19 protein-coding genes are annotated in these 18,697 nt (G+C 47.0%); 6 read left to right on the top strand and 13 right to left on the bottom strand.

All coding sequences use genetic code 11. From position 1 onward, the window contains the following. Positions 1–12: 12 nt before the first annotated feature. Positions 13–669 carry a protein-L-isoaspartate(D-aspartate) O-methyltransferase gene (locus GJS45_RS15695; protein WP_162342811.1) on the bottom strand — a complete coding sequence of 219 codons (657 nt, stop codon included), beginning with the start codon at positions 667–669 and terminating at the stop codon, positions 13–15. A 123-nt stretch (positions 670–792) separates the two neighbouring features. On the opposite strand from GJS45_RS15695, the gene GJS45_RS15690 reads away from it, so the two are divergent. Continuing rightward, entirely contained in the window at positions 793–1,380 is a 588-nt protein-coding gene (locus GJS45_RS15690; RefSeq protein WP_162342810.1) for a riboflavin synthase, read from the top strand. Here the strand turns inward: GJS45_RS15690 and GJS45_RS15685 are convergent. From GJS45_RS15685 to tamL, 3 genes are read right to left on the bottom strand one after another with little or no spacing between them, the layout of a single operon-like run. Continuing rightward, positions 1,367–1,960 (bottom strand): phosphatase PAP2 family protein, encoded by a 594-nt coding sequence (locus tag GJS45_RS15685; RefSeq protein WP_162342809.1) that lies wholly within the window; start codon positions 1,958–1,960, stop codon positions 1,367–1,369. The genes GJS45_RS15690 and GJS45_RS15685 overlap by 14 nt on opposite strands. Continuing rightward, complete coding sequence (gene hemF / locus GJS45_RS15680; protein ID WP_162342808.1) at positions 1,957–2,868, bottom strand: oxygen-dependent coproporphyrinogen oxidase; 912 nt, start codon at positions 2,866–2,868, stop codon at positions 1,957–1,959. Before hemF ends, GJS45_RS15685 begins: the two co-directional genes overlap by 4 nt. 21 nt (positions 2,869–2,889) lie before the next feature. Continuing rightward, positions 2,890–5,274 carry a translocation and assembly module lipoprotein TamL gene (gene tamL / locus GJS45_RS15675; protein ID WP_235954802.1) on the bottom strand — a complete coding sequence of 795 codons (2,385 nt, stop codon included), beginning with the start codon at positions 5,272–5,274 and terminating at the stop codon, positions 2,890–2,892. Between the two features lie 50 nt (positions 5,275–5,324). Here tamL and GJS45_RS15670 point away from each other — a divergent pair, with 50 nt between their 5' ends. From GJS45_RS15670 to GJS45_RS15660, 3 genes are all read left to right on the top strand, one after another. After that, entirely contained in the window at positions 5,325–6,080 is a 756-nt protein-coding gene (locus GJS45_RS15670) for a TrmH family RNA methyltransferase (protein WP_162342806.1), read from the top strand. Positions 6,081–6,298: 218 nt separating this feature from the next. Then, on the top strand, positions 6,299–6,730 hold the full coding sequence (locus GJS45_RS15665; protein WP_162342805.1) for an SRPBCC domain-containing protein: 432 nt from the start codon (positions 6,299–6,301) through the stop codon (positions 6,728–6,730). 174 nt (positions 6,731–6,904) lie between these two features. Next, positions 6,905–7,888: a bile acid:sodium symporter family protein gene (locus GJS45_RS15660; RefSeq protein WP_162342804.1), complete on the top strand. Its 984-nt coding sequence runs from the start codon at positions 6,905–6,907 to the stop codon at positions 7,886–7,888. Here GJS45_RS15660 and GJS45_RS15655 read toward each other — a convergent pair. The 8 genes from GJS45_RS15655 to GJS45_RS15620 all read right to left on the bottom strand — a co-directional run bounded on the left by GJS45_RS15655 (position 7,881) and on the right by GJS45_RS15620 (position 14,294). After that, complete coding sequence (locus GJS45_RS15655) at positions 7,881–8,681, bottom strand: queuosine precursor transporter (protein WP_162342803.1); 801 nt, start codon at positions 8,679–8,681, stop codon at positions 7,881–7,883. The genes GJS45_RS15660 and GJS45_RS15655 overlap by 8 nt on opposite strands. Positions 8,682–8,683: 2 nt before the next feature. Next, a complete protein-coding gene (locus GJS45_RS15650; protein ID WP_162342802.1) occupies positions 8,684–9,598 on the bottom strand; it encodes a ribonuclease Z in 915 nt (304 codons plus the stop codon). Between the two features lie 15 nt (positions 9,599–9,613). Further along, positions 9,614–9,994, bottom strand: a complete 381-nt coding sequence (locus GJS45_RS15645) for an STAS domain-containing protein (protein ID WP_162342801.1) — start codon at positions 9,992–9,994, stop codon at positions 9,614–9,616. Between the two features lie 113 nt (positions 9,995–10,107). After that, positions 10,108–11,043, bottom strand: coding sequence for a phosphoribosylaminoimidazolesuccinocarboxamide synthase (locus GJS45_RS15640; protein ID WP_162342800.1), 936 nt, complete (start codon positions 11,041–11,043; stop codon positions 10,108–10,110). 119 nt (positions 11,044–11,162) lie between these two features. Then, positions 11,163–11,972: a toxin-antitoxin system YwqK family antitoxin gene (locus GJS45_RS15635; RefSeq protein ID WP_162342799.1), complete on the bottom strand. Its 810-nt coding sequence runs from the start codon at positions 11,970–11,972 to the stop codon at positions 11,163–11,165. A gap of 80 nt (positions 11,973–12,052) precedes the next feature. After that, on the bottom strand, positions 12,053–12,676 hold the full coding sequence (locus GJS45_RS15630; protein ID WP_162342798.1) for a hypothetical protein: 624 nt from the start codon (positions 12,674–12,676) through the stop codon (positions 12,053–12,055). Further along, entirely contained in the window at positions 12,654–13,313 is a 660-nt protein-coding gene (locus GJS45_RS15625) for a hypothetical protein (RefSeq protein ID WP_162342797.1), read from the bottom strand. The genes GJS45_RS15630 and GJS45_RS15625 overlap by 23 nt, the downstream gene beginning before the upstream one ends. 15 nt (positions 13,314–13,328) lie before the next feature. Continuing rightward, on the bottom strand, positions 13,329–14,294 hold the full coding sequence (locus tag GJS45_RS15620; protein ID WP_162342796.1) for a vWA domain-containing protein: 966 nt from the start codon (positions 14,292–14,294) through the stop codon (positions 13,329–13,331). A 261-nt stretch (positions 14,295–14,555) separates the two neighbouring features. Between GJS45_RS15620 and GJS45_RS15615 the strand changes: the two genes are divergently transcribed. Together GJS45_RS15615 and GJS45_RS15610 are read left to right on the top strand one after the other, a co-directional pair. Beyond that, positions 14,556–16,904, top strand: a complete 2,349-nt coding sequence (locus GJS45_RS15615) for a TonB-dependent receptor (RefSeq protein WP_235954801.1) — start codon at positions 14,556–14,558, stop codon at positions 16,902–16,904. Positions 16,905–16,908: 4 nt separating this feature from the next. Further along, positions 16,909–17,745 (top strand): DUF4249 family protein, encoded by an 837-nt coding sequence (locus tag GJS45_RS15610; RefSeq protein WP_162342794.1) that lies wholly within the window; start codon positions 16,909–16,911, stop codon positions 17,743–17,745. Here GJS45_RS15610 and GJS45_RS15605 read toward each other — a convergent pair. Beyond that, positions 17,742–18,578, bottom strand: coding sequence for an SDR family NAD(P)-dependent oxidoreductase (locus GJS45_RS15605; protein WP_235954800.1), 837 nt, complete (start codon positions 18,576–18,578; stop codon positions 17,742–17,744). The two genes, GJS45_RS15610 and GJS45_RS15605, sit on opposite strands and share 4 nt — an antisense overlap. Between the last annotated feature and the right edge of the window lie 119 nt (positions 18,579–18,697).

The following is an 18,697-nucleotide window of genomic DNA, read 5'->3' as shown; positions in this document are numbered from 1 at the left end:
AGCCATGGAGAATTATTCCCATCCTTCATCTCCCAATAAGGGGACAAAGGAAAAATTGTCAAAGTTTTCCCGGAGTACTTTCTTTTCCGTCTGCCGGGTCAGCCGAAGCATCTGTTGGCTTTTTCGATCACCCACAGGAATTACCATCGTACCGCCTATCGCCAGTTGCTCTAATAAGGCTTTTGGGACGACCGGTGCCCCTGCGGTTACGATAATTTTGTCGAAGGGAGCCTTTTCCGGTAGACCCAAGCTCCCGTCTCCTTGGTAGTGCTGAACTTTTACGCCGATTTTAGGAAGGAACCGTCGGGTTCGCTCGTACAGTGCCTCGTTGTACTCGATGGTATGCACCTTTGCCCCCAAACAGTACAAAATCCCTGCCTGATATCCCGATCCCGTGCCAATTTCCAAAACCTTTTCTCCTGGTTTTACCGCCAGGAGACTGGTTTGGAAGGCCACCGTGTAGGGTTGGGAGATGGTTTGTCCCTCGCCTATAGGAAAGGCCTTGTCTTCATAGGCATGACTAAGCAGTGCCGAATCAAAGAAGAAATGCCGGGGGATTTGGTTAATCGCATCCAGTACGGCTTCGTCCTGAATTCCTTTTTTGCGAAGGGTACTGAGCAACCCTCGCCGCTGGCCTTTGTGTAAATAGCTGTCTTCGAGTTTCAACATGGTTTTTGGTCGTATCTTATCCCGATTGATATGCTAAGTTAATGCTAAAAATGGCTTACTTTGCCACCGAAACAGATTTATCTCCAACCGGGTGGTATCCCGGTGGTTAAAAATACCAACAGCATGTTTACAGGAATCATTGAAAGCCTTGGAACCGTCAGGCGCATAACCCCAGATGGGAATAATGTACATTTTGATATCGAGAGTGGGCTGGTACCGGAACTTAAAATCGATCAGTCGCTCAGTCATAATGGCGTCTGCCTAACGGTGGTCGATCTTGATAAAAATACCTATCGCGTTACGGCCATAGACGAAACGCTTCAAAAGACCAATCTTGGGGGTTTGAAAGTTGGGCATCTGGTCAATCTGGAACGCTGCATGCCAGCTAATGGCAGATTTGACGGGCATATTGTACAGGGCCACATAGATCAAACGGGAATCTTGCAGGAAATCCGCTCCGAAGAGGGGAGTTGGATTGCCAGCTTTGAGTACGATAGTAGTATCGGGAACCTTACCGTGGAAAAGGGCTCAATTTGCATCAACGGAATCAGCCTCACTTGTTTTCATTCCCGGGAAGGCAGCTTTCGGGTGGCCATTATTCCCTACACCTACGAGCATACCACCTTTCACCTATTGCGTCCCGGAGATCGCGTAAACCTGGAATTTGATATCATTGGAAAATACATGCAGCGGATACTCAAGGGGTATTGATACCCGCCGTACCAAATCGGGCTTGCCACAACCGGTTTCCCATTCCTGTTATCCACCATACCAGCCAGGCCAGTATTATACCTAGTACTGCACCGACCAGCACATCCATAGGATAATGTACACCCAGGTAAATCCGGGTATAGGACACCAAACCGGCCCAGGCGAATAGCCAGCCCATTCTTCGGAGTCGCTTTTTTCCGACTTTCTGCATAAAAGCCGCCAGTGCAAAAGTGTTGGCCGCATGGGAGGAAGCAAAACCATACCTTCCCCCACAGCCCGCATAATTCCGGATCAGCTCATCCCAACGGGCATCGTGACAGGGCCGTAGCCTTTCAAAAAAGGGTTTCATAAAACTTGATGTAAGTTGATCTGCCAGGACAATGGTCAGAATCAGGCCCAAGATGTACCAGACTCGTTCGCCGGGGTAGTGCCGGATGATCAAGTACAACAGATACAGGTATAAAGGTATCCAGATGTATCTTCCGGTAAGTGCTAGCATGACGGGATCCAACCAGGAGGCATGCTGCTGGTTTAGAAAAAGGAATAACGCTTCGTCCCACTGCTTTATCTGCTCGATCATGAGTCCGTTTTTAGCCAGTTTCGATTTTTTTTCAACCCCTCCAGGGTAAGGGCTTCGCGGGATCCCGGTGCGGGCGTATGATTGTATTCCCAATGGGCAACCGGAGGCATGCTCATCAAGATGCTTTCCGTTCGACCATTGGTATCCAGTCCGAATTTGGTACCGGCATCCCATACCAGGTTAAACTCCACGTACCGGCCTCTTCGTAAGGCTTGCCATTGCAGTTCCGGCTCACCATAGGGTAGCTTGGCATTTTTGGCCATAAAATGCCGGTATAGCTTTGGGAAAAGGTAACCCACCCCTTCTACAAATGAAAGCAATTGGGAAAAAGAAAGCTCTTCATCGGCAACCAACCGGTCAAAGAAAATACCACCGATTCCGCGGGTCTCCTCCCGGTGGGGTAGGTAAAAATAGTCATCGGCCCATTTTTTAAAACGGGGATAGAACTCAGGATGATAGGAGTCACAGAGGTTTTTCAATTCCTGATGAAAATAATGGGCATCTGGAATATCCAGGTAATGAGGGGTCAGGTCGATCCCTCCTCCAAACCAGTAGGTACCGTTACTCATTTCAAAGTACCGGATATTCATATGGATGATTGGAACCATGGGGCTGATCGGATGGATGACAATGGAAACTCCGGTAGCAAAAAAGTCTGCCTGCTCCAGTTTTAGTTTCCGTAGGATTTTATCAGGGGTGGGTCCATGAACCGCCGAAAAAGCGACCCCTCCTTTTGCAATGATGCGGCCCTTATTCAGGACTCGGGTTGTTCCCCCACCTCCTTGCTTTCGCTCCCAATGATCACTTTCAAAGCGGCCCTTTCCATCTTCAGCTTCCAGTTCGCTGCAGATATGGGCCTGTATTACCCTGAATTTTTCCGCAATATGTTCTTTGCTCACGTTTTCCATGTTTTTTCCGCGTTTATCTCGTTAAAAAGGATAGCCAATACCGATATTAAATACGGACTGGCCCCGCTCTCCCAGCGGCTGCTTGAAGGAAACGTTATCCAGAATAAACCGTTCACCCTCCGGTCTTGCCGGATCGTACGCTTTTATTCCCATATCCAGTCGAAGTACCAGAAAATCAAAATCCATACGCAGACCCAGGCCGGTCCCCACGGCCAATTCTTTATAAAAACGATTCACTTTAAAATCAGTTCCCTCTCGGGAAGGATCCACCTCAAACGTCCAGGTATTGCCAGCGTCAATAAAAAAGGCACCGTCAAAATACCCGAAAAGTTTTCGCCTGAATTCAAACATCGCCTCAAAGAGAATTTCTCCCGGCTGCTCAAAGCGGTAATCAAAGGTACCATCTTCCCGGGTTTGAGGTGTAAAACTCCCCGGTCCCAGTCTTCGGGGTTGCCAGGCCCGGATGCTGGTGCTGCCACCGGCAAAAAAGTATTTTTCGTAGGGTAAAACCCCTCCACTGATACCGTAGGGTTTGGCCAGCCCCAGATTAAGACGGTAGGCAAAAGTGCTATTCGTGCTCATCGGTATGTACCGCCTGAAATCCGATTGGAATTTGAGGAATTGAAAGTAATTGAGGCTGCGATCAGCCAGGCTCTCGGGGTTCAGGAAATTGAACGTGGTGCCGCCGCTTTCCACAAACAAGCGCCAAAGCGATGCCTGGTTTCGTTGAAATAAGCCGTACTGGTTAAAGTTAATGATTACCTGGCCCGAAATACTGCTTACGTAAGAGGGCAAAAAGGAGTTGATCAGGTTGTTTCCCTGTTCCTGCAGCTCTTCCAACCGGGATTGAAACAGGGAATCCAGCGAAGAGCGGATAAGGTTGGCATCCAACAGGTTTACTGAAAACTGGTGCCGCAGGTTTCGGGTAGCCCAGGTATAAGCCAGGATGGTGTTAAGCGCATCCCGTACGTATTCCGGTCGATTTACATAGCTGTAGCCCAGAAGGGTCCGGGTACGGGGATTGTATCGACCGAATTTTTCCAGGGTGCCAAAATTGAAGGGCACCAGAAACTGAGGAAATATAATGGAGGCGGATGTGGATAGTTCCCGGCTTCGGTACACGCCCCCTTCGGTGGTGGCAGAGGCCACGCCTTCCAGCCCTGCCCGGAAATTAAACTCAAAGATCTCCAATCCCCGAAACAGGTTTCGGTTTCGCAGGGAATGACTAAAAAAGGGACCGGGAAGCTGTTCTGTCACACTGGCACCCAATTGATTTGTTATTTGGAATTTCTGATTGGGCCGGGTAAAAATGTTTGTCCTGATGCTATTTCCAAGCGTGTCAAATGAAATGTTTACCAAACGAAATACGTCCAGATTGGCCAATTGCCGTTGGGTTTCGATGACAGCATTTTTGCTGTACACGTCACCTTCTTTTTGAAAAATTCGCGACCCAATAATTTTTTCAGCATAGCGGTCCTGGTACATGATGTACCGGATGCCGTTCCATTCCGTGGAAATGTTTTCATCCGGAATGAGTTCGTTAGGGCTGGCAATGGTAAAAACGATGGAATCGATGGTGTAGATGCGGTGTTTTTCGCCCTGCTCCGGTTTTCGGATTACTTGCTCAATGACTACATTTTTCTCCACACTATCCTTATACACGTTGTATTCAATAAAGGACTTGGAAAAGGTATAATAGCCGCTATCCTTTAGCAAGTCCTCTACCCGTTGCCGTTCACTGGTCAGTTCCGATTGCCGGTAACGCTCCCCTGCTTCCAGCTGGCTGTATTTTTTGTTTTTGTCTAAGATCTGGTAAATGTCCGGATCATCTGATTGGGTAAAGGCACTGTCGATCCGGTAGGGGGAATTCTCCTCGATCCGGTAGGTCAGGCTTGCTTTTTTTCCGGTGGTATCCGTTTGGGTAGTGACAGCAGCATCAAAAAATCCGTTATTTTGGAGGTAAAGGAGCATCTGTTGCCTGGAAATGGCCGTTTCGCTGCTATCCAGGATCACCCGTGGATTTCCCGTACGCATAAACCAGTTGCCGTATTCCAGTTTTCGTTCCAGGGAATTTACCCGGGTGTTTAGTTTTCGGTAGCGCTTTTCTATTTTTCGGGAAGCGTTTCCCCGGCTGATCGTTTCGGAAAGTTCCGTGGCTTCCTGTTTGCTTTCGCTGATATTTTTAGCGAGGCGGGCACTGTCGTAGAAGCGCTTTCCCAGGGAGTGGACCAGCACCCCGGGTGAAAGGTTGATCAAGGGAATGCGGGTATTGGGTTTTTGCCGGATCAGGCTTCTCAGTGCTTCCGCATCGCTTTCCCGTATCCCTTCTGTGTCCACCTCAAAGAGCAAAAGTTCGTTCGACGGCAGCTCCCGGGTAAGGCTACAGCTCCAGAGCGAAAGGATCAAAAAAAGAAAGTTTATATATTTGGTATTCTTCACTACGACAGTCTCGACAAATGCTAAGCAAAAATACAGTTAAGTTTATTAAATCCTTGCACCAGAAAAAATTCCGTAAACAAGAACAGGCCTTTTTTGTGGAAGGGTCCAAAAATGTAACGGAATTGTTACGTTCGGATTATACTTGCACGCACTTGTTGTATACCGAAAAATTTGCTGGTGAACAGCCCGAGATGCTTTTGGCCTTTGATGGGGAAAAAGTGCGGGTGAATCCGGCAGCGTTAAAAGCGGTAGGTACCTTCTCTAGCAATGACCAGGCATTGGTGATAGCTCAGGCGAAACCCAATCTACCCGTTCAGGTAGCTTCCGACGAACTGATAATTGCCCTGGACGATATCCGGGATCCTGGCAATCTGGGGACCATCATTCGCATTGCGGATTGGTACGGAATTAAAAAAATGCTACTGTCGCCGGAAACCGCCGATCTGTACAATCCCAAGGTACTGCATGCCAGCATGGGTTCCTTTACCCGGTTGGATTTCGAGTACGTGCCCTTGTTAGAAAAGCTACGGAAAGCGCGAGTGCCGGTATTCGGGGCATTCCTGAAAGGACAGTCCATTCATGCACACCAGGGGCCTGCCACGGGTATCCTGCTCATGGGCAACGAATCCCATGGGATCAACCCGGAGTTGGAACCGCTGGTAAGCCAAAAGCTTACCATTCCTGCCTTTGGAGGTGCTGAATCTCTTAATGTCGCAGTGGCTACGGCGGTGCTGTGCGATCATCTTCGACGACTTACAGGCGAGGGTAGGTAGCTTTTTGGCTGATCTGAGCCAGGTAATAACAGTTTTCCAAATCACTAGCCTAAAAAACCGACAACGGCCCCATCAAAATTATAAAAAGATTATATTGGTGTATATACTGTATATTTATAGAAATATACGGAAGGGTAGATTTGTTCGTTAATGCTTATAAAGACCAGGAGGTTTCTATTGGTTGACCAAATCAAAGAACTAATAATCCATAGATTTAAATGTATCAAGAAACGAAGAAATCCGAAAAGATCACCGTGGTGGCAGAAATTTCCGCCGAAAGAAAAAAAGTCTGGCAATACTATACCGAGCCCCGGCATATCATTCGGTGGAATTTTGCCTCTCCTGATTGGCATTGCCCCCGGGCCCGGAATGAAGTGTGCGTTGGAGGACAGTTTTTTGCCCGAATGGAGGCTAGAGACGGAAGTTTTGGCTTTGATTACGAGGCGATTTACGAGGAGGTACAGCCTGAAGAATTCCTGAGTTATGCTCTGACGGATGGTCGTCAAGTTCGGGTATCTTTTGAGGAAGCGGGTGATCGAACCAGGGTATCCCTTTCCTTTGATTCCGAACCGAATAATTCCACAGGTATGCAACGGGATGGCTGGCAGGCCATTTTAAACAACTTTAAAAAACATGTGGAGGAATCGTAAGCAGGGTTTGTCACGCATGCCTTCAGAGCGAGGGGACGTTTACTGTTTTCGACATTCCGGAGCAATCCCTTTTTAGAAATTGTACCATAGGCAAATATTCAATAATTACTTATAAGGAGGGAAATTGCCTGTTTTTTCCTTAATTTGCCCTACTTTCTGACCAAGCGGTTCCTTATGGCATCCCTGAAAAAACACCTGGCCAAAGCCGGGATCAATGGCTTTTTTTTTCTACTTCTGCTGACCATTTTACTGGCCTATTTGTTTCCTGAATGGGGACAAAGCAGTGGAAGGGTAAGTCTGGATGACCTTACCTATTACGGGGTGTCTATCATCTTTTTCTTTTATGGGGTAAAAATCAGTCCGGCAACATTGAAAGTCGGACTGTCCAATTGGCGATTGCACCTTTGGATTCAGAGCACCACGTTTCTGGTTTTTCCATCGCTCATTTTTACCTGTTATGTTTTCTTTGGCGATGCGGATAGCCTTTTTTGGCTGGGTACCTTTTACCTGGCAGTGCTTCCTTCCACGGTTTCTTCTTCGGTGGTGATGGTGTCCATTGCTGGCGGGAATTTGCCCGCTGCGATCTTCAATGCCAGTATTTCCAGCCTGCTAGGAATCTTTATTACTCCACTTTGGATGGATCTTTTTCTCAGTGCCTCTGAGACTGATTTTGCGCTATGGGATACGGTGGGCCAGTTAGTCCTGCAAATATTCCTTCCGGTGGGAGTCGGTTTTTTACTGCATCGCTACCTGGGTGCCTGGGTTCAGCGACGTGGTCGGCAATTAAAGTATTTTGACCAGACGGTCATTCTGTTGATCGTTTTTTCAGCATTCTCCCAATCCTTTGGACAAAACATGTTTGCCGGGCAGAATGTGCTAGGGCTTGGGTTCTGGATGTTGCTGTTGTTTTTGGTAATGCTGGGGGTAATGTACGGAGTAGGGAAGTGGCTTGGCTTCAACCGGCCGGACCGGATCACGGTGCTTTTCTGTGGGTCTAAAAAATCCCTGGTACAGGCGGCGGTCATGGGCAAGGTGTTGTTTCCCGATCCGGTAGTATTTGGCGTAGTGCTTTTGCCCATCATGCTCTACCATACCCTACAACTTATTATCGGCAGTGCGTTGGCTGAGCGGCTGGGAGCGGAAAAAGCCGCTATATAAAAGACGTGTCCCGGGAAGCTTCTGCGGCCATTTTTTCCGCTAGCGTTTTTCCGAGGTATCGGTCGATCAGTGCATGCCCCAGGTACAACAGCGGGGTGAGCAGGATGGCTACAGAGAATTTATAAATGTAATTGATGATGCCCACGGCAATGATCTGTTGCAGCGACCAGTTGCCAAAAATGTAAAAGGCAATTCCCAGCACTACAAAGGAATCTATAAACTGAGAAACCAGCGTGGATCCGGTGGCCCGGAGCCAGATCATTTTGGAGCCGGTGATTTTCCTTAGTTTCTGGAAAACAAACACGTCCAGCAACTGCCCCAGCAAAAAAGCGATCAGGGAGCCGATGATAATGCCCAGTCCCTGCCGGAAAATGGTATTGAAGGCATAGTCAATGTTGAAGGGAGCACCCGATGCATCAGTTGCATTTACATCAAGCCAAAAGCCAGCGGGAGGAAGTTGGGTAACCAGGCTGATGACGATAAATACGTATACAATCAGCCCTGCCGTAATAAAGCTAATTTTGCGAACACCCTTTTTTCCAAAATACTCATTGATAATATCCGTGGTGATGAAAACGACGGGCCAGATGACGGCTCCGGCAGTGAGGTTGAAATCCAGGACATAGCTGTCAAAAAAAGTCCATCCGGCAGGATTAAGCCCCAAGGTTTGTTCCCCTGAAAAAATTTTCACGCCAATAATCTCAGCCAGGATGGCATTGGTTAGAAAGATGCCACCCAATATGATGAACAGATTGGTCTTTTTTGACTGATTAACCTTATCCTGATGATCCATGGTTAGGGAATGGGGTAAATGTTGCCTTCTTCACTTAAAAAACTATTGGGAAACACCTCCCGGGCTTCCAGAAGTAGGGGCTGCAGGTCACTATATCTTACGGAATAGTGACCTAGCAATAGTTTTTTGGCAGCGGAAAGGTTTGCCATTTCTGCCGCTTCCCGGGTCGTGCTGTGTCGGGTTTGCTTTGCCCGATCCTTTTCTGCCTCCATGAAGGTAGCTTCGTGATACAGTAGGTCAACTCCCTGAATAAAGTGGGAAAGGCTGGGGTCAAATACCGTATCGGAGCAAAAGGCATATTTTCGTGGTGCTTTTAGCTGGCAGAAATCCGCTGCTTTATACAGCGTTTTGCCTGTCATGTCTCTAACATCCTTTGCTTTTAACAAGGTGCGGATGGCCTCCAGTCCTGGTTTTTGTTGTCGGATCAGTTCTTTCCGCAATTTTACCCGGCCGGTCTTTTCTTCGAAGCTAAATCCCGTGCAAGGGATCCGGTGTTTTAATGGAAAGGCATATATTTCCAGGTCTTCCAACTCCAGCAGGCGTGTTTTTTGGTCCACTGCCACAAGGTGAAAAACCAGGGGGAACTTTAGTAGGGTACCGGAATATTTCAGTTGTACCGTAATGATTTCATCCAGGCCTTTCGGCCCGTACAGGTGCAGGGGTTCTTTCCGGTTGTTCAGATGGTAAGTACCTAGCAGGCCCATCAATCCCAGGTAATGGTCTCCATGTAGGTGGGAAATGAATATGTGATTGATTTTAAAATATTTGACTTTAAATTTCCGGAGCTGGTGCTGGGTGGATTCGCCACAATCGAGCAAAAAGGAGTGTTTACCCCAGGTAACTACCTGGGAGGTTTGATTCCTGCCATGGGCCGGGGCAGCAGAGTTGGAACCCAGGATGGTGATTGCAAAGTCCAAATGGATACCTATCTTCTACTCTTCTTCGTCCTTTTCAGCCCCCTGCTCTATTTCGTGGATAAAAACGGCCTCAGCAGCCGCTTCGTTGTCCTCAACGACTTTAAAAACTTTGTCCAGCATGGATATTTTCATCAGTTTTAGCACATGTTCCTGGAGGGATGAAAGGATAAAAATACCCCCTTCTTCTCCAAAGGCCCGGTTTCCTACGAGCAGGGCACTGAGCCCGCTGGAATCAGCGTATTTCACGCTAGCCATATCCAATATCAGGTTTTTATATCCTTCGGCATGGACCGTTAGCAGTTCCGATTTCAGTTGTGGAGAAAGGGTGGAGTCTAGTTTTTCCTCCATTAAGGTGAAAAGTACAAATTGTTCTTTCTTATCTACAGCGTATTTCATTTTTGAGTGTATTTACTTCACATTACGTAAGGTTGAAATTTTCCCTAAAGGAAATTTCCGAGTTTAAAATTAGCTTAAAATATGTTGGTGCCAAAACGATCCGGTACCTTCATTCAAATATGTTTCAGAATCGCACTTTTGATTCGTGCTTCCATACCCGAACTATCTGCGGGCACAAAAGTTTTGCCGGTGATTTGTTCGAATAACTCGATGTATCGATTTGAAATGGAATCCACAATGGAAGGACTCATTTCGGGGATGGCTTGACCGGGCTTCCCTTGAAAGCCGTTTTCGATCAGCCATTGCCGGACAAATTCTTTGGAAAGTTGCTTTTGTGCTTCGCCTCGCGCCTGCCTTTCTTTATACCCCTCCCTATAAAAGTATCGGGACGAGTCCGGTGTATGAATTTCGTCAATCAAATAGATCTGACCCTCGTAGGTTCCAAATTCATATTTAGTATCCACCAAAATCAACCCCTTTTCACGGGCCATCTCGCTTCCCAACTGAAACAAGGTGCGGGTATAATCTTCTAATTGCAGGTAATCTTTTTCGCTGACAATACCTTTTTTCAAAATATCTTCTCTCGAAATGTCTTCATCGTGGCCCTCTGAAGCTTTGGTGGTCGGGGTGATGATCGGTTCGGGCAAGGGATCGTTTTCTTTCAATCCCTCCGGCAGGGCTACCCCGCATAGGGTTCTTTTCCCATCCCGGTATTCTCTCCAGGCATGTCCTGCCAGGTACCCCCGTATTACCATCTCCACCTTAAAAGGAAGGCATCGCTTGCCCAAGGTTACGTTTGGATCCGGTGCCACTTCCACCCAGTTGGGTACGACCGATGACGTGGCCGACAGAAAGTGATAGGCAATTTGGTTTAATACCTGCCCTTTGAAGGGGATGGGGACAGGCAGGACCACATCGAATGCAGAAATCCTATCAGTCGCCACCACTGCGATGGTTTTATCAAAAATATAGACGTCCCTTACTTTTCCACGGTAAAAATCCACCTGACCGGGAAATTGGAACCGGGTATTTTTTATGCCTTGACTCATGTGGTATCCATTTTTACTTGCAAAAATAGAAATTATTCTCAAGCTTGAGGAATTTCCTTCAAAATCAGCGAAGGGAAATCCAATCCGGACCGGTGCTTTCGTTAGCAACCGGTTAAAAATTACTGAAGAACGCCCCTTTTGTAAATGACTTCCTCGATCTGTTCTCCTATCTCGTCAAAAGTGACAAAGGTTCCGTGCCGCAGTCCCCTTCGATAGTTTCCCCGGGAGGCAACCGTTCCATTTTCGTGAAAAGTGACAAATTTTCCGTGTTTGATTCCTCTTTTGTAGGATACTTCAGATGCTTTCTGACCACCGGGATGGTAGCTGGTGTACAAACCCTCCAGTTGCCCCTCACTGAAGGTTTTTTCGGTCAGTAATTGACCATTTTCAGCATATTCCCGTTGAATACCTTCCGGAACTCCCTGATCAAAATGCTGCACTTCCATTAGTTGCCCGTCCGGATAGAAGGTTTCCTGGCTTCCGTGAGGTTTTCCATTTTGAAAAGCTACCCGGCCCTGAATCTCTCCTGATTCGTAAAATGATTCCAGTGTTCCCTGCAGGTTTCCAGCCTGGAAGGCAGCACGCTGCGCCACCTTGCCACTTGCGTAGAAGGAAGTGACTTTTCCATCTACCTGATCGTCCACATAGGGGGTGATTTTAAGCGTATCTCCCGTTTCCGGGTGTAGTTCGACAAACACTCCCGATTTTTTACCCTCTTCAAACTGTCCGGTTTGGGTTAAATTACCGAAGGGGTCGTAATACTGGTAAGCTCCGTGGGCTATTCCTCCTTTCGTTTGGTACCGTTCCTTAACACGGGAATTTTCATCATCGTAATAAGTAGTCTCTACTTGCGCTAAGGTGGAAGCTGATAAACAGATAACCTGTATTAAGAGCAAGCAACCTCTTTTTTTGAGCTTGTATAATTTCATCGTATTTAGCAAAACCTTCACTATTAACAACGTTCAAAAGTAGATCCGTAGTAGGAAAAGAACGAAATTAAATCCAGGACTTAATAGTCCGGAAGCCCCCTTTTTGGTTGCTCCGTGGGTTTTTTTCTATTTTGTTGAATGTAGCGCAGTTCATTGCTGTTCATCGCATCCAGAATTTGGGTGGCCTGCTCCGGCGTAATGTTCATTTCTTCCAGTCGTTGACGCATTTCTTCCATGGCTTTTTCCCGATCGCTGAGATCACTGTCCAATTCGCCCGGATCCTCCGATTCTTCATCGGTTTGTTCTCCCCGCTGTTCTTCCATCTCGTCTGACTCATCAGCCCCGTCTTCCTGTGTTTCTTCTTCACCTTCACCACTTTCCTGATCCTCACTTTGCTGATCCTGTTGCTCTTGTTCCTGGGAGTCCTGCTGGTCTTGTTCTTGCTGCTCCTGATTTTCCTGGTCTTGCTTTTCCTGTTCCTCCTGATCTTTTTGAAGCTTTTCCCACAACGCATTCAGCCGGGGATCGTTTGGGTATTTGTCAAGGCCTTCGGCTAATAGCTGGCTGGTTCCCTGTATGTCCTCGTTTACATACTGTCTGGCAGCCTGGTTAAAATATTCCGATTCGGATTGTGCCAGCAGGCTCAAAGGGCCTAACAAAAACAGGGTGAAAAGGAAGCAGTTATTGGTTTTCATTGATTTCATTGATCTCGTTTAAGTGATCCATAAATTTTTGGTAGTGGGCTACCGTTTCATCGATTTCCAGCGCGCGGTCCATGATCTCATTTGCCTCGCCAAATCGAAACCTGTCGACCATTTCATCCGCTTGCGCTTTCATCCTTTTGGCATAATTGGAGGGTTGGATCTGGTCTTCCTCTTCTCTGTCCTCCTCATTTTCCTGGTTTTCTTCATTTCCTTCCAGCCAGCGAGCCAGGACTTCGTAATTGTACCGGGCCTGCTCATTTTCGGGATCCTTCAACAGAGCCGTTTTGAAATAGGATAGGGCTTCCTGGTACTTTTTTTCGTTGCCAAGTAAAACGCCTTGTTGATTGGCTGCGAATGAAGGAATGTTATTGGCGTTTACGGAAATCAGGGGTTCGTAAGTTTTTTTGGCATCTTCTTCCTGCCCGTTGTTTTGGTAGCTCAGGGCAAGGTTAAAGCGGACTTCCGGGTGGTCCAGTCCATGGTCCTCCAGCAGGGAAAGGTGATTTCGTACCGAATTTTCGTAATCGGCCTCCTTGAAAGACTTTTCGGCAGTGGCTAGGGCTTCGTTGGTGATGGAAATTTTTTTCCAATCACCGGGAATTATCAAAAACACCCAAAGTAACATTCTGTATACCATGGTATAGATCATTTTTTAAAGGGATAAAGTCCTGACGGGTAAGAGGGAATCCAGTACTGCCAAAACCAGACCGGCCAGCAGGAAATAGAAATATTTGTTAGAAGAGGCCTCTACGGTACGACTGGCCATTACGGTTCCTTCCAAATTGGAAATGGCATCTATTAGTTGGGGAATCTCCTGCAAGTCATCACTTAATTCAAAATAATCCCCGTCTGTCTGATTGGCAATTTTTCGGAGATTGTCCGAACTGAGTCTGGAGATGGCCGGACGGTTGGTTTGCTGATCGATGACCACTCCGCTGCCTCTGGGGATAGTACTCCCGGAACTGGTGCCCACCCCCATGGTGTAGACCCGGATACCTGACTCCCGAAGTTTTTCAAGTGTACCATCCAATGCCTCTCCGAAATCCTCTCCATCGCTAATCAGAATGATGGCTTTTGATTTGGGTTCCTGGCTTTCATCCGACAAAAACTTACTGTAGGCCATATTGAGCGGCGCCTCGATGTCGGTTCCTGAATTCGGAACCAGCCCTGTATTTAATCCGTCCAGGTGCAATTGGATCACATTCTGGTCGAATGTCAAGGGACACTGAATAAAAGCTTCTGATGAAAAGATGATGATTCCCAGCCGGTCCGAGCTGAAATTTTTCACCAGGTTTTTCAATTCGAATTTTATTCGCTGCAACCTGCTGGGCTGTATGTCTTCGGCGTTCATGGAACGGGAGAGATCGATCGCCAGGAAGATGTCTTTTCCTTCCTGTTTGATTTCTTTCATGGCGTTGCCTATGGATGGGCCTGCCAGAGCAATCAAAAACAAACAGAAATACAGGCTGCGCAGAATCATTTTCCACACCAGACTTCTTTTCTTTACGACTATTTTTTGATTGATCGTCCAGAAACGGTACAAATAAGCTGCATAGAGTAGCACAAAGACCGTTGTCAGGGTCAAAATCAAATCGGTATCAGGATAGGCCCAAATCATGGCTTGAAATTAATCATTAATACTTAAAACGTAAGGGATGTGTCGGAATTATTACCCCCGTATTGAAATTGTGTTGTCTCTGTCGAAATAAAGCCAGATTTCCTTAACCATTTAAGGTGGATGTCGTTATCATTTTTGGTGTTGGCATTGGGTTCTTTCTTTAGCGTCATTGATTACATTTTACTTCTACCATAACGCATGTTTACATACGAGCAAAAATCTTTTTGGGTGCATTTATTCCTTTTTTTTACCTGCCTTCTAGTGGTTAATACCGTTTCCGGACAGCAAAATGGCACTGTCAGTGGACAGGTAGTGGACAAGGCTTCCGGTGAACCCTTACCCGGGGCAACGGTAAATTGGGAGGGGCAGGCCGGTAAAGGCACCATCACTGACGAGAATGGGGATTTCACCCTAAGTAGCGAAACCTCTTCCGGTACGTTGCTGATCCGATTCCTGGGTTACCAATCCATTGCCCGGGACCTGAAAGAAAAAAGCAAAATGGAGGGGTTGGTCTTTTATCTAAGCCCGGAGGAATGGACCCTGGAAGAAGTAGTGGTTTCGGAAAGGAAACCGGATCAAAATGTGGCGAGTACGGAAATGGGAAAAAACGTGATTTCAGGCCAGGAATTGAAGCGCATCCCGGCCTTGTTTGGGGAGGTGGATTTGCTTCGAGGGATCCAATTGCTTCCGGGAGTGACCACTGCGGGAGAAGGGTCCACTGGTTTGTTTGTAAGGGGAGGTTCAGCGGATCAAAACCTGATTCAGATCGATGGTGCCCCCATTTACAATCCATCTCATTTTTTTGGATTTTTCTCTGTGTTTAATCCAGATGCCCTTAGCGATGTAGCCCTTTATAAAGGTACTATTCCTGCTGAATTTGGAGGAAGAGTATCTTCATTGGTGGACATTTCCTTGAAAGAAGGAAATACCTCCAAAATCCAGGGAGAGGGAGGGATTGGTAGTATCAGTTCCAGATTGACCGTAGACGGCCCCTTGTTTTCGGACAACTCCTCCTTTATTGTCTCCGGAAGGAGAACGTACGCGGATTTGTTTCTGACGTTTTCAGGCAATGAAGACATACGAGATAACCAACTCTACTTCTACGATTTGAGCGGTAAGTTTATGTGGAGGAAGGGACCGCAAAATAGATTCACTCTATCTTCCTATTATGGTAGTGATTTTTTGGGTTTGAGAGGTCAGTTTGGGTTGGGATGGAAAAATTGGGTCAATTCCTTCACCTGGGATCGGCAGATCAACGATCGAAATTACCTGGATGTATCTGCCTATTACAGCCGTTACCAATACCTGATCAGCTTTTCCGATGAAGAAAATGGATTCGATTGGTCCAATCACTTTGCGGAATCGGGTGTCAAGGCGGCCTGGACCTATATACCGGGAGAAAATTCGGAATTAAAAGCCGGTATGCACGGGCAGCTTTACCACTTTGCTCCCGTCAACCTGCAGGGGAGTCCAGATAGTGGCATTGAGCCCCTGGACTCACACCCGAGAACAGGCCTACAGTTCAATCTGTTTCTGGCTGGAAAAACGGAAGTTTCGGACCGCTTAAGCCTGGAGGCAGGACTGCGTTGGGGAAATTACCAGCAAATAGGGAATGGAATCAATTACCTGTATGACAATGATGATCCCCAGGAAAACGAGCAGGTAATCGATACCCTGGAATACCGGCTGGGGCAACGGATGCAGGCGTATCAGGGTTGGGAACCCCGGTTTTCAGCCCGGTACCGAATCGCATCGGGCACCTCCCTGAAAGCAGGGTTTAACCGGAATTACCAGTACATCCAGGTGGCCTCCAACAGTTCGGCGGGATTGCCCATAGATCGCTGGGTACCGGCCGGAAGGTATATTTTACCCATCAGAGGAGATCAGGTTTCTGCAGGTTTGTTTCAAAACCTGATGGATAATCGTTGGGAGGTTTCCCTGGAGGGCTATTACCGGGATTTTAGAAACATTGTGGATCTGAAACAGGGAGCCAATGTACTTTTTACAGATAATATTGAGACCGAAATCCTAACGGGCAATGGCTGGTCTTATGGTATGGAATTTTTGCTACGAAAAAATGTCGGCAAAACGTCCGGCTGGTTGAGTTATACCTGGTCGCGGGTGTTTCGAAAAATTCAAGGAATCAATCGGGGCCTGCCATATCCTCCCCGGTTTGACAGGCCACATGATCTAAGCCTGGTGGTATCCCATCAATTAAACGAGCGATTGTCGTTTTCCGGTACCTTTATTTACACCACGGGAATAGCAGTGACCTTTCCGGTAGGGTCTTATGAGGTGGATGATCAGCGGGTGCCATTGTATAGTGAGCAAAGAAACAGGGACCGCTTTCCGGATTACCATCGGTTAGATCTTTCGGTGACGCTGAAAAACAAAGATAAAGGCAAATGGTGGCAAGGAAGTTGGAACTTCAGTGTATACAATGCCTATGGTCGAAAAAATCCTTTTTCATATGAGTTTACGACCATCTACAACAATGATATTGGTTTTCAACCTGGTCCGGGTGAAGAGGCAGCTTCGGCCCGTCCAGGGGCAGTTATGACTTATTTATTTAGTGTTTTACCGTCTATAACGTATAATTTCAAATTCTAATTCCATGAGGTTAGTTGTCATTTTTGGACTCGTATTTTTTCTTTATTCCTGCCAGGAGGAGGCCGCCCTTGAATTGGGCGCTCGGGATAAAATTCCGGTGATTGAAGGCGTATGGACAGATAATCCTTCGGATAATTTTGTGTCCGTAGCCTATTCGCGTGATTATTACGATACGCTTGACAATGAGCGCATCCCGGATGCCCTCGTTCAAATTGAGGATTTGGAGAATGGAGAGATCATTGAATTTCGATATGTAGTAGAATTGGGGCAGTACCTACCTCTAAATCAGCAAGCCGCCGCAATCGGACATGAATACCGATTGCGGGTAGCATTGGAGGGAAAGGAGTACAGCGCCACAGGCACCACCCTGGAAGCACCCATATTGGATAGCATTACCTATGAATTCAAGGAGGAACGGTTCTTTGCGGATGAAGGATATTATTTGACTTTGTATGGAAAGATTCCATTTACTGAAAATAACTTTTACCGCCTGAAGCTGACGCGCAATGATACCCTATTAAACAGGCGATCCGATTATTTTCTTTTTGATGACACCTTTGGTAGTTCGGTATTGAATAATGGATTTGAGCTCACGGCCTTTACCTTTGAAAAGGAGGACAAGGTCAAACTGCAAATGCTACGACTAAATGAAAGTTCGTACGATTACCTGAACCAGTTGGTGAATTTGTTATTTAACGATGGAGGGTTATTCAGTCCGCCACCGGCCAATCCTAGGACGAACATTACCGTTAGTCAGGGAGTGGGCGAGGTAATGGGCTATTTTATGACTGCGCCGGTGGTCACCCGAACGATTCTGATTCAGGATGAAGAAGGTAATTAAACAAATTCCTTGATTTGTTCCATGCTGTATTCCCAAAGTTGATCCCTTAATTTTTTAGATTTGGCCTGGGAGGATACACTTGCGGTTTTAGACTTTTTAAAGTAATCCCCGTTCTTACCGGGGACCTGCTTAGTGGTGGCCAGGAAAATACCGGTTTTCGCACCTTTTGCGGGGCTGATCATTAAGGGCTTGAACAGGGAAAGGAGGATCTTAAAAATTCCTTTGCTTTGGTTTCCAAAGCCAGTATTGACTACCCCGGGATGAAGGGCGTAGGCCTCCAGGTTTTTATCAGCGTATTTTTCGGCCAGTGATTTGGTGAAAAGGATGTTGTATAATTTGGCATTGGCGTAAGCCTTAAATGAACCGAAATTCCGGATTAACTCCAGGTCCTTTCTGTCTATGGAGGCACCTTTGTGCGCCTCAGAACTGACGCTGATTACCCTTCCTCCGTCTCCGTTAGTGAGTAAGGGCATCACTTGCTGTGTCAGCAGAAAGTGCCCCAGGTGGTTGGCTGAAAAGGTGAGTTCATGACCGTCTTTGGTTAATTTCTTTTCGGGAAAAATCCCCCCTGCATTATTGATCAGGAGGTCCAGGTTATCGGTGGCCTCCCGGAGTGTGCTGGCCGCAGCCGCCACGGATTGGAGGTCTGCCAGGTCGCAATGAATAATGGTGAACTTATCGTTATTGCCGGAAGGGTCGATGGATTGTACCAGTTCTTTTGCTTTTTCCCGATTTCGAACCAATAGGAAAATTCGACTGCATTTCGGAGCGAGGACCTTTGCTTTTTCTGCACCAATTCCGGAGGTGGCGCCTGTAATTGCCAGTTGCATCATAAGAGTTTCTGTTTAGGGGTAGTAACATGAAGGCATTGTCGAATGTTCAGCCGGTTAGCGGATCGTGATTTGTTGGAATAATAAGTTAGTGTAATCACAATGCACCGGCACGCAATCAA

Origin of the sequence: Cyclobacterium salsum, from assembly GCF_010119245.1 — a bacterium.
GTDB lineage: Bacteria > Bacteroidota > Bacteroidia > Cytophagales > Cyclobacteriaceae > Cyclobacterium > Cyclobacterium salsum.
The sequence above is the reverse complement of the archived record's forward strand: the minus strand, read 5'-3'. Positions and strand labels throughout refer to the sequence as shown.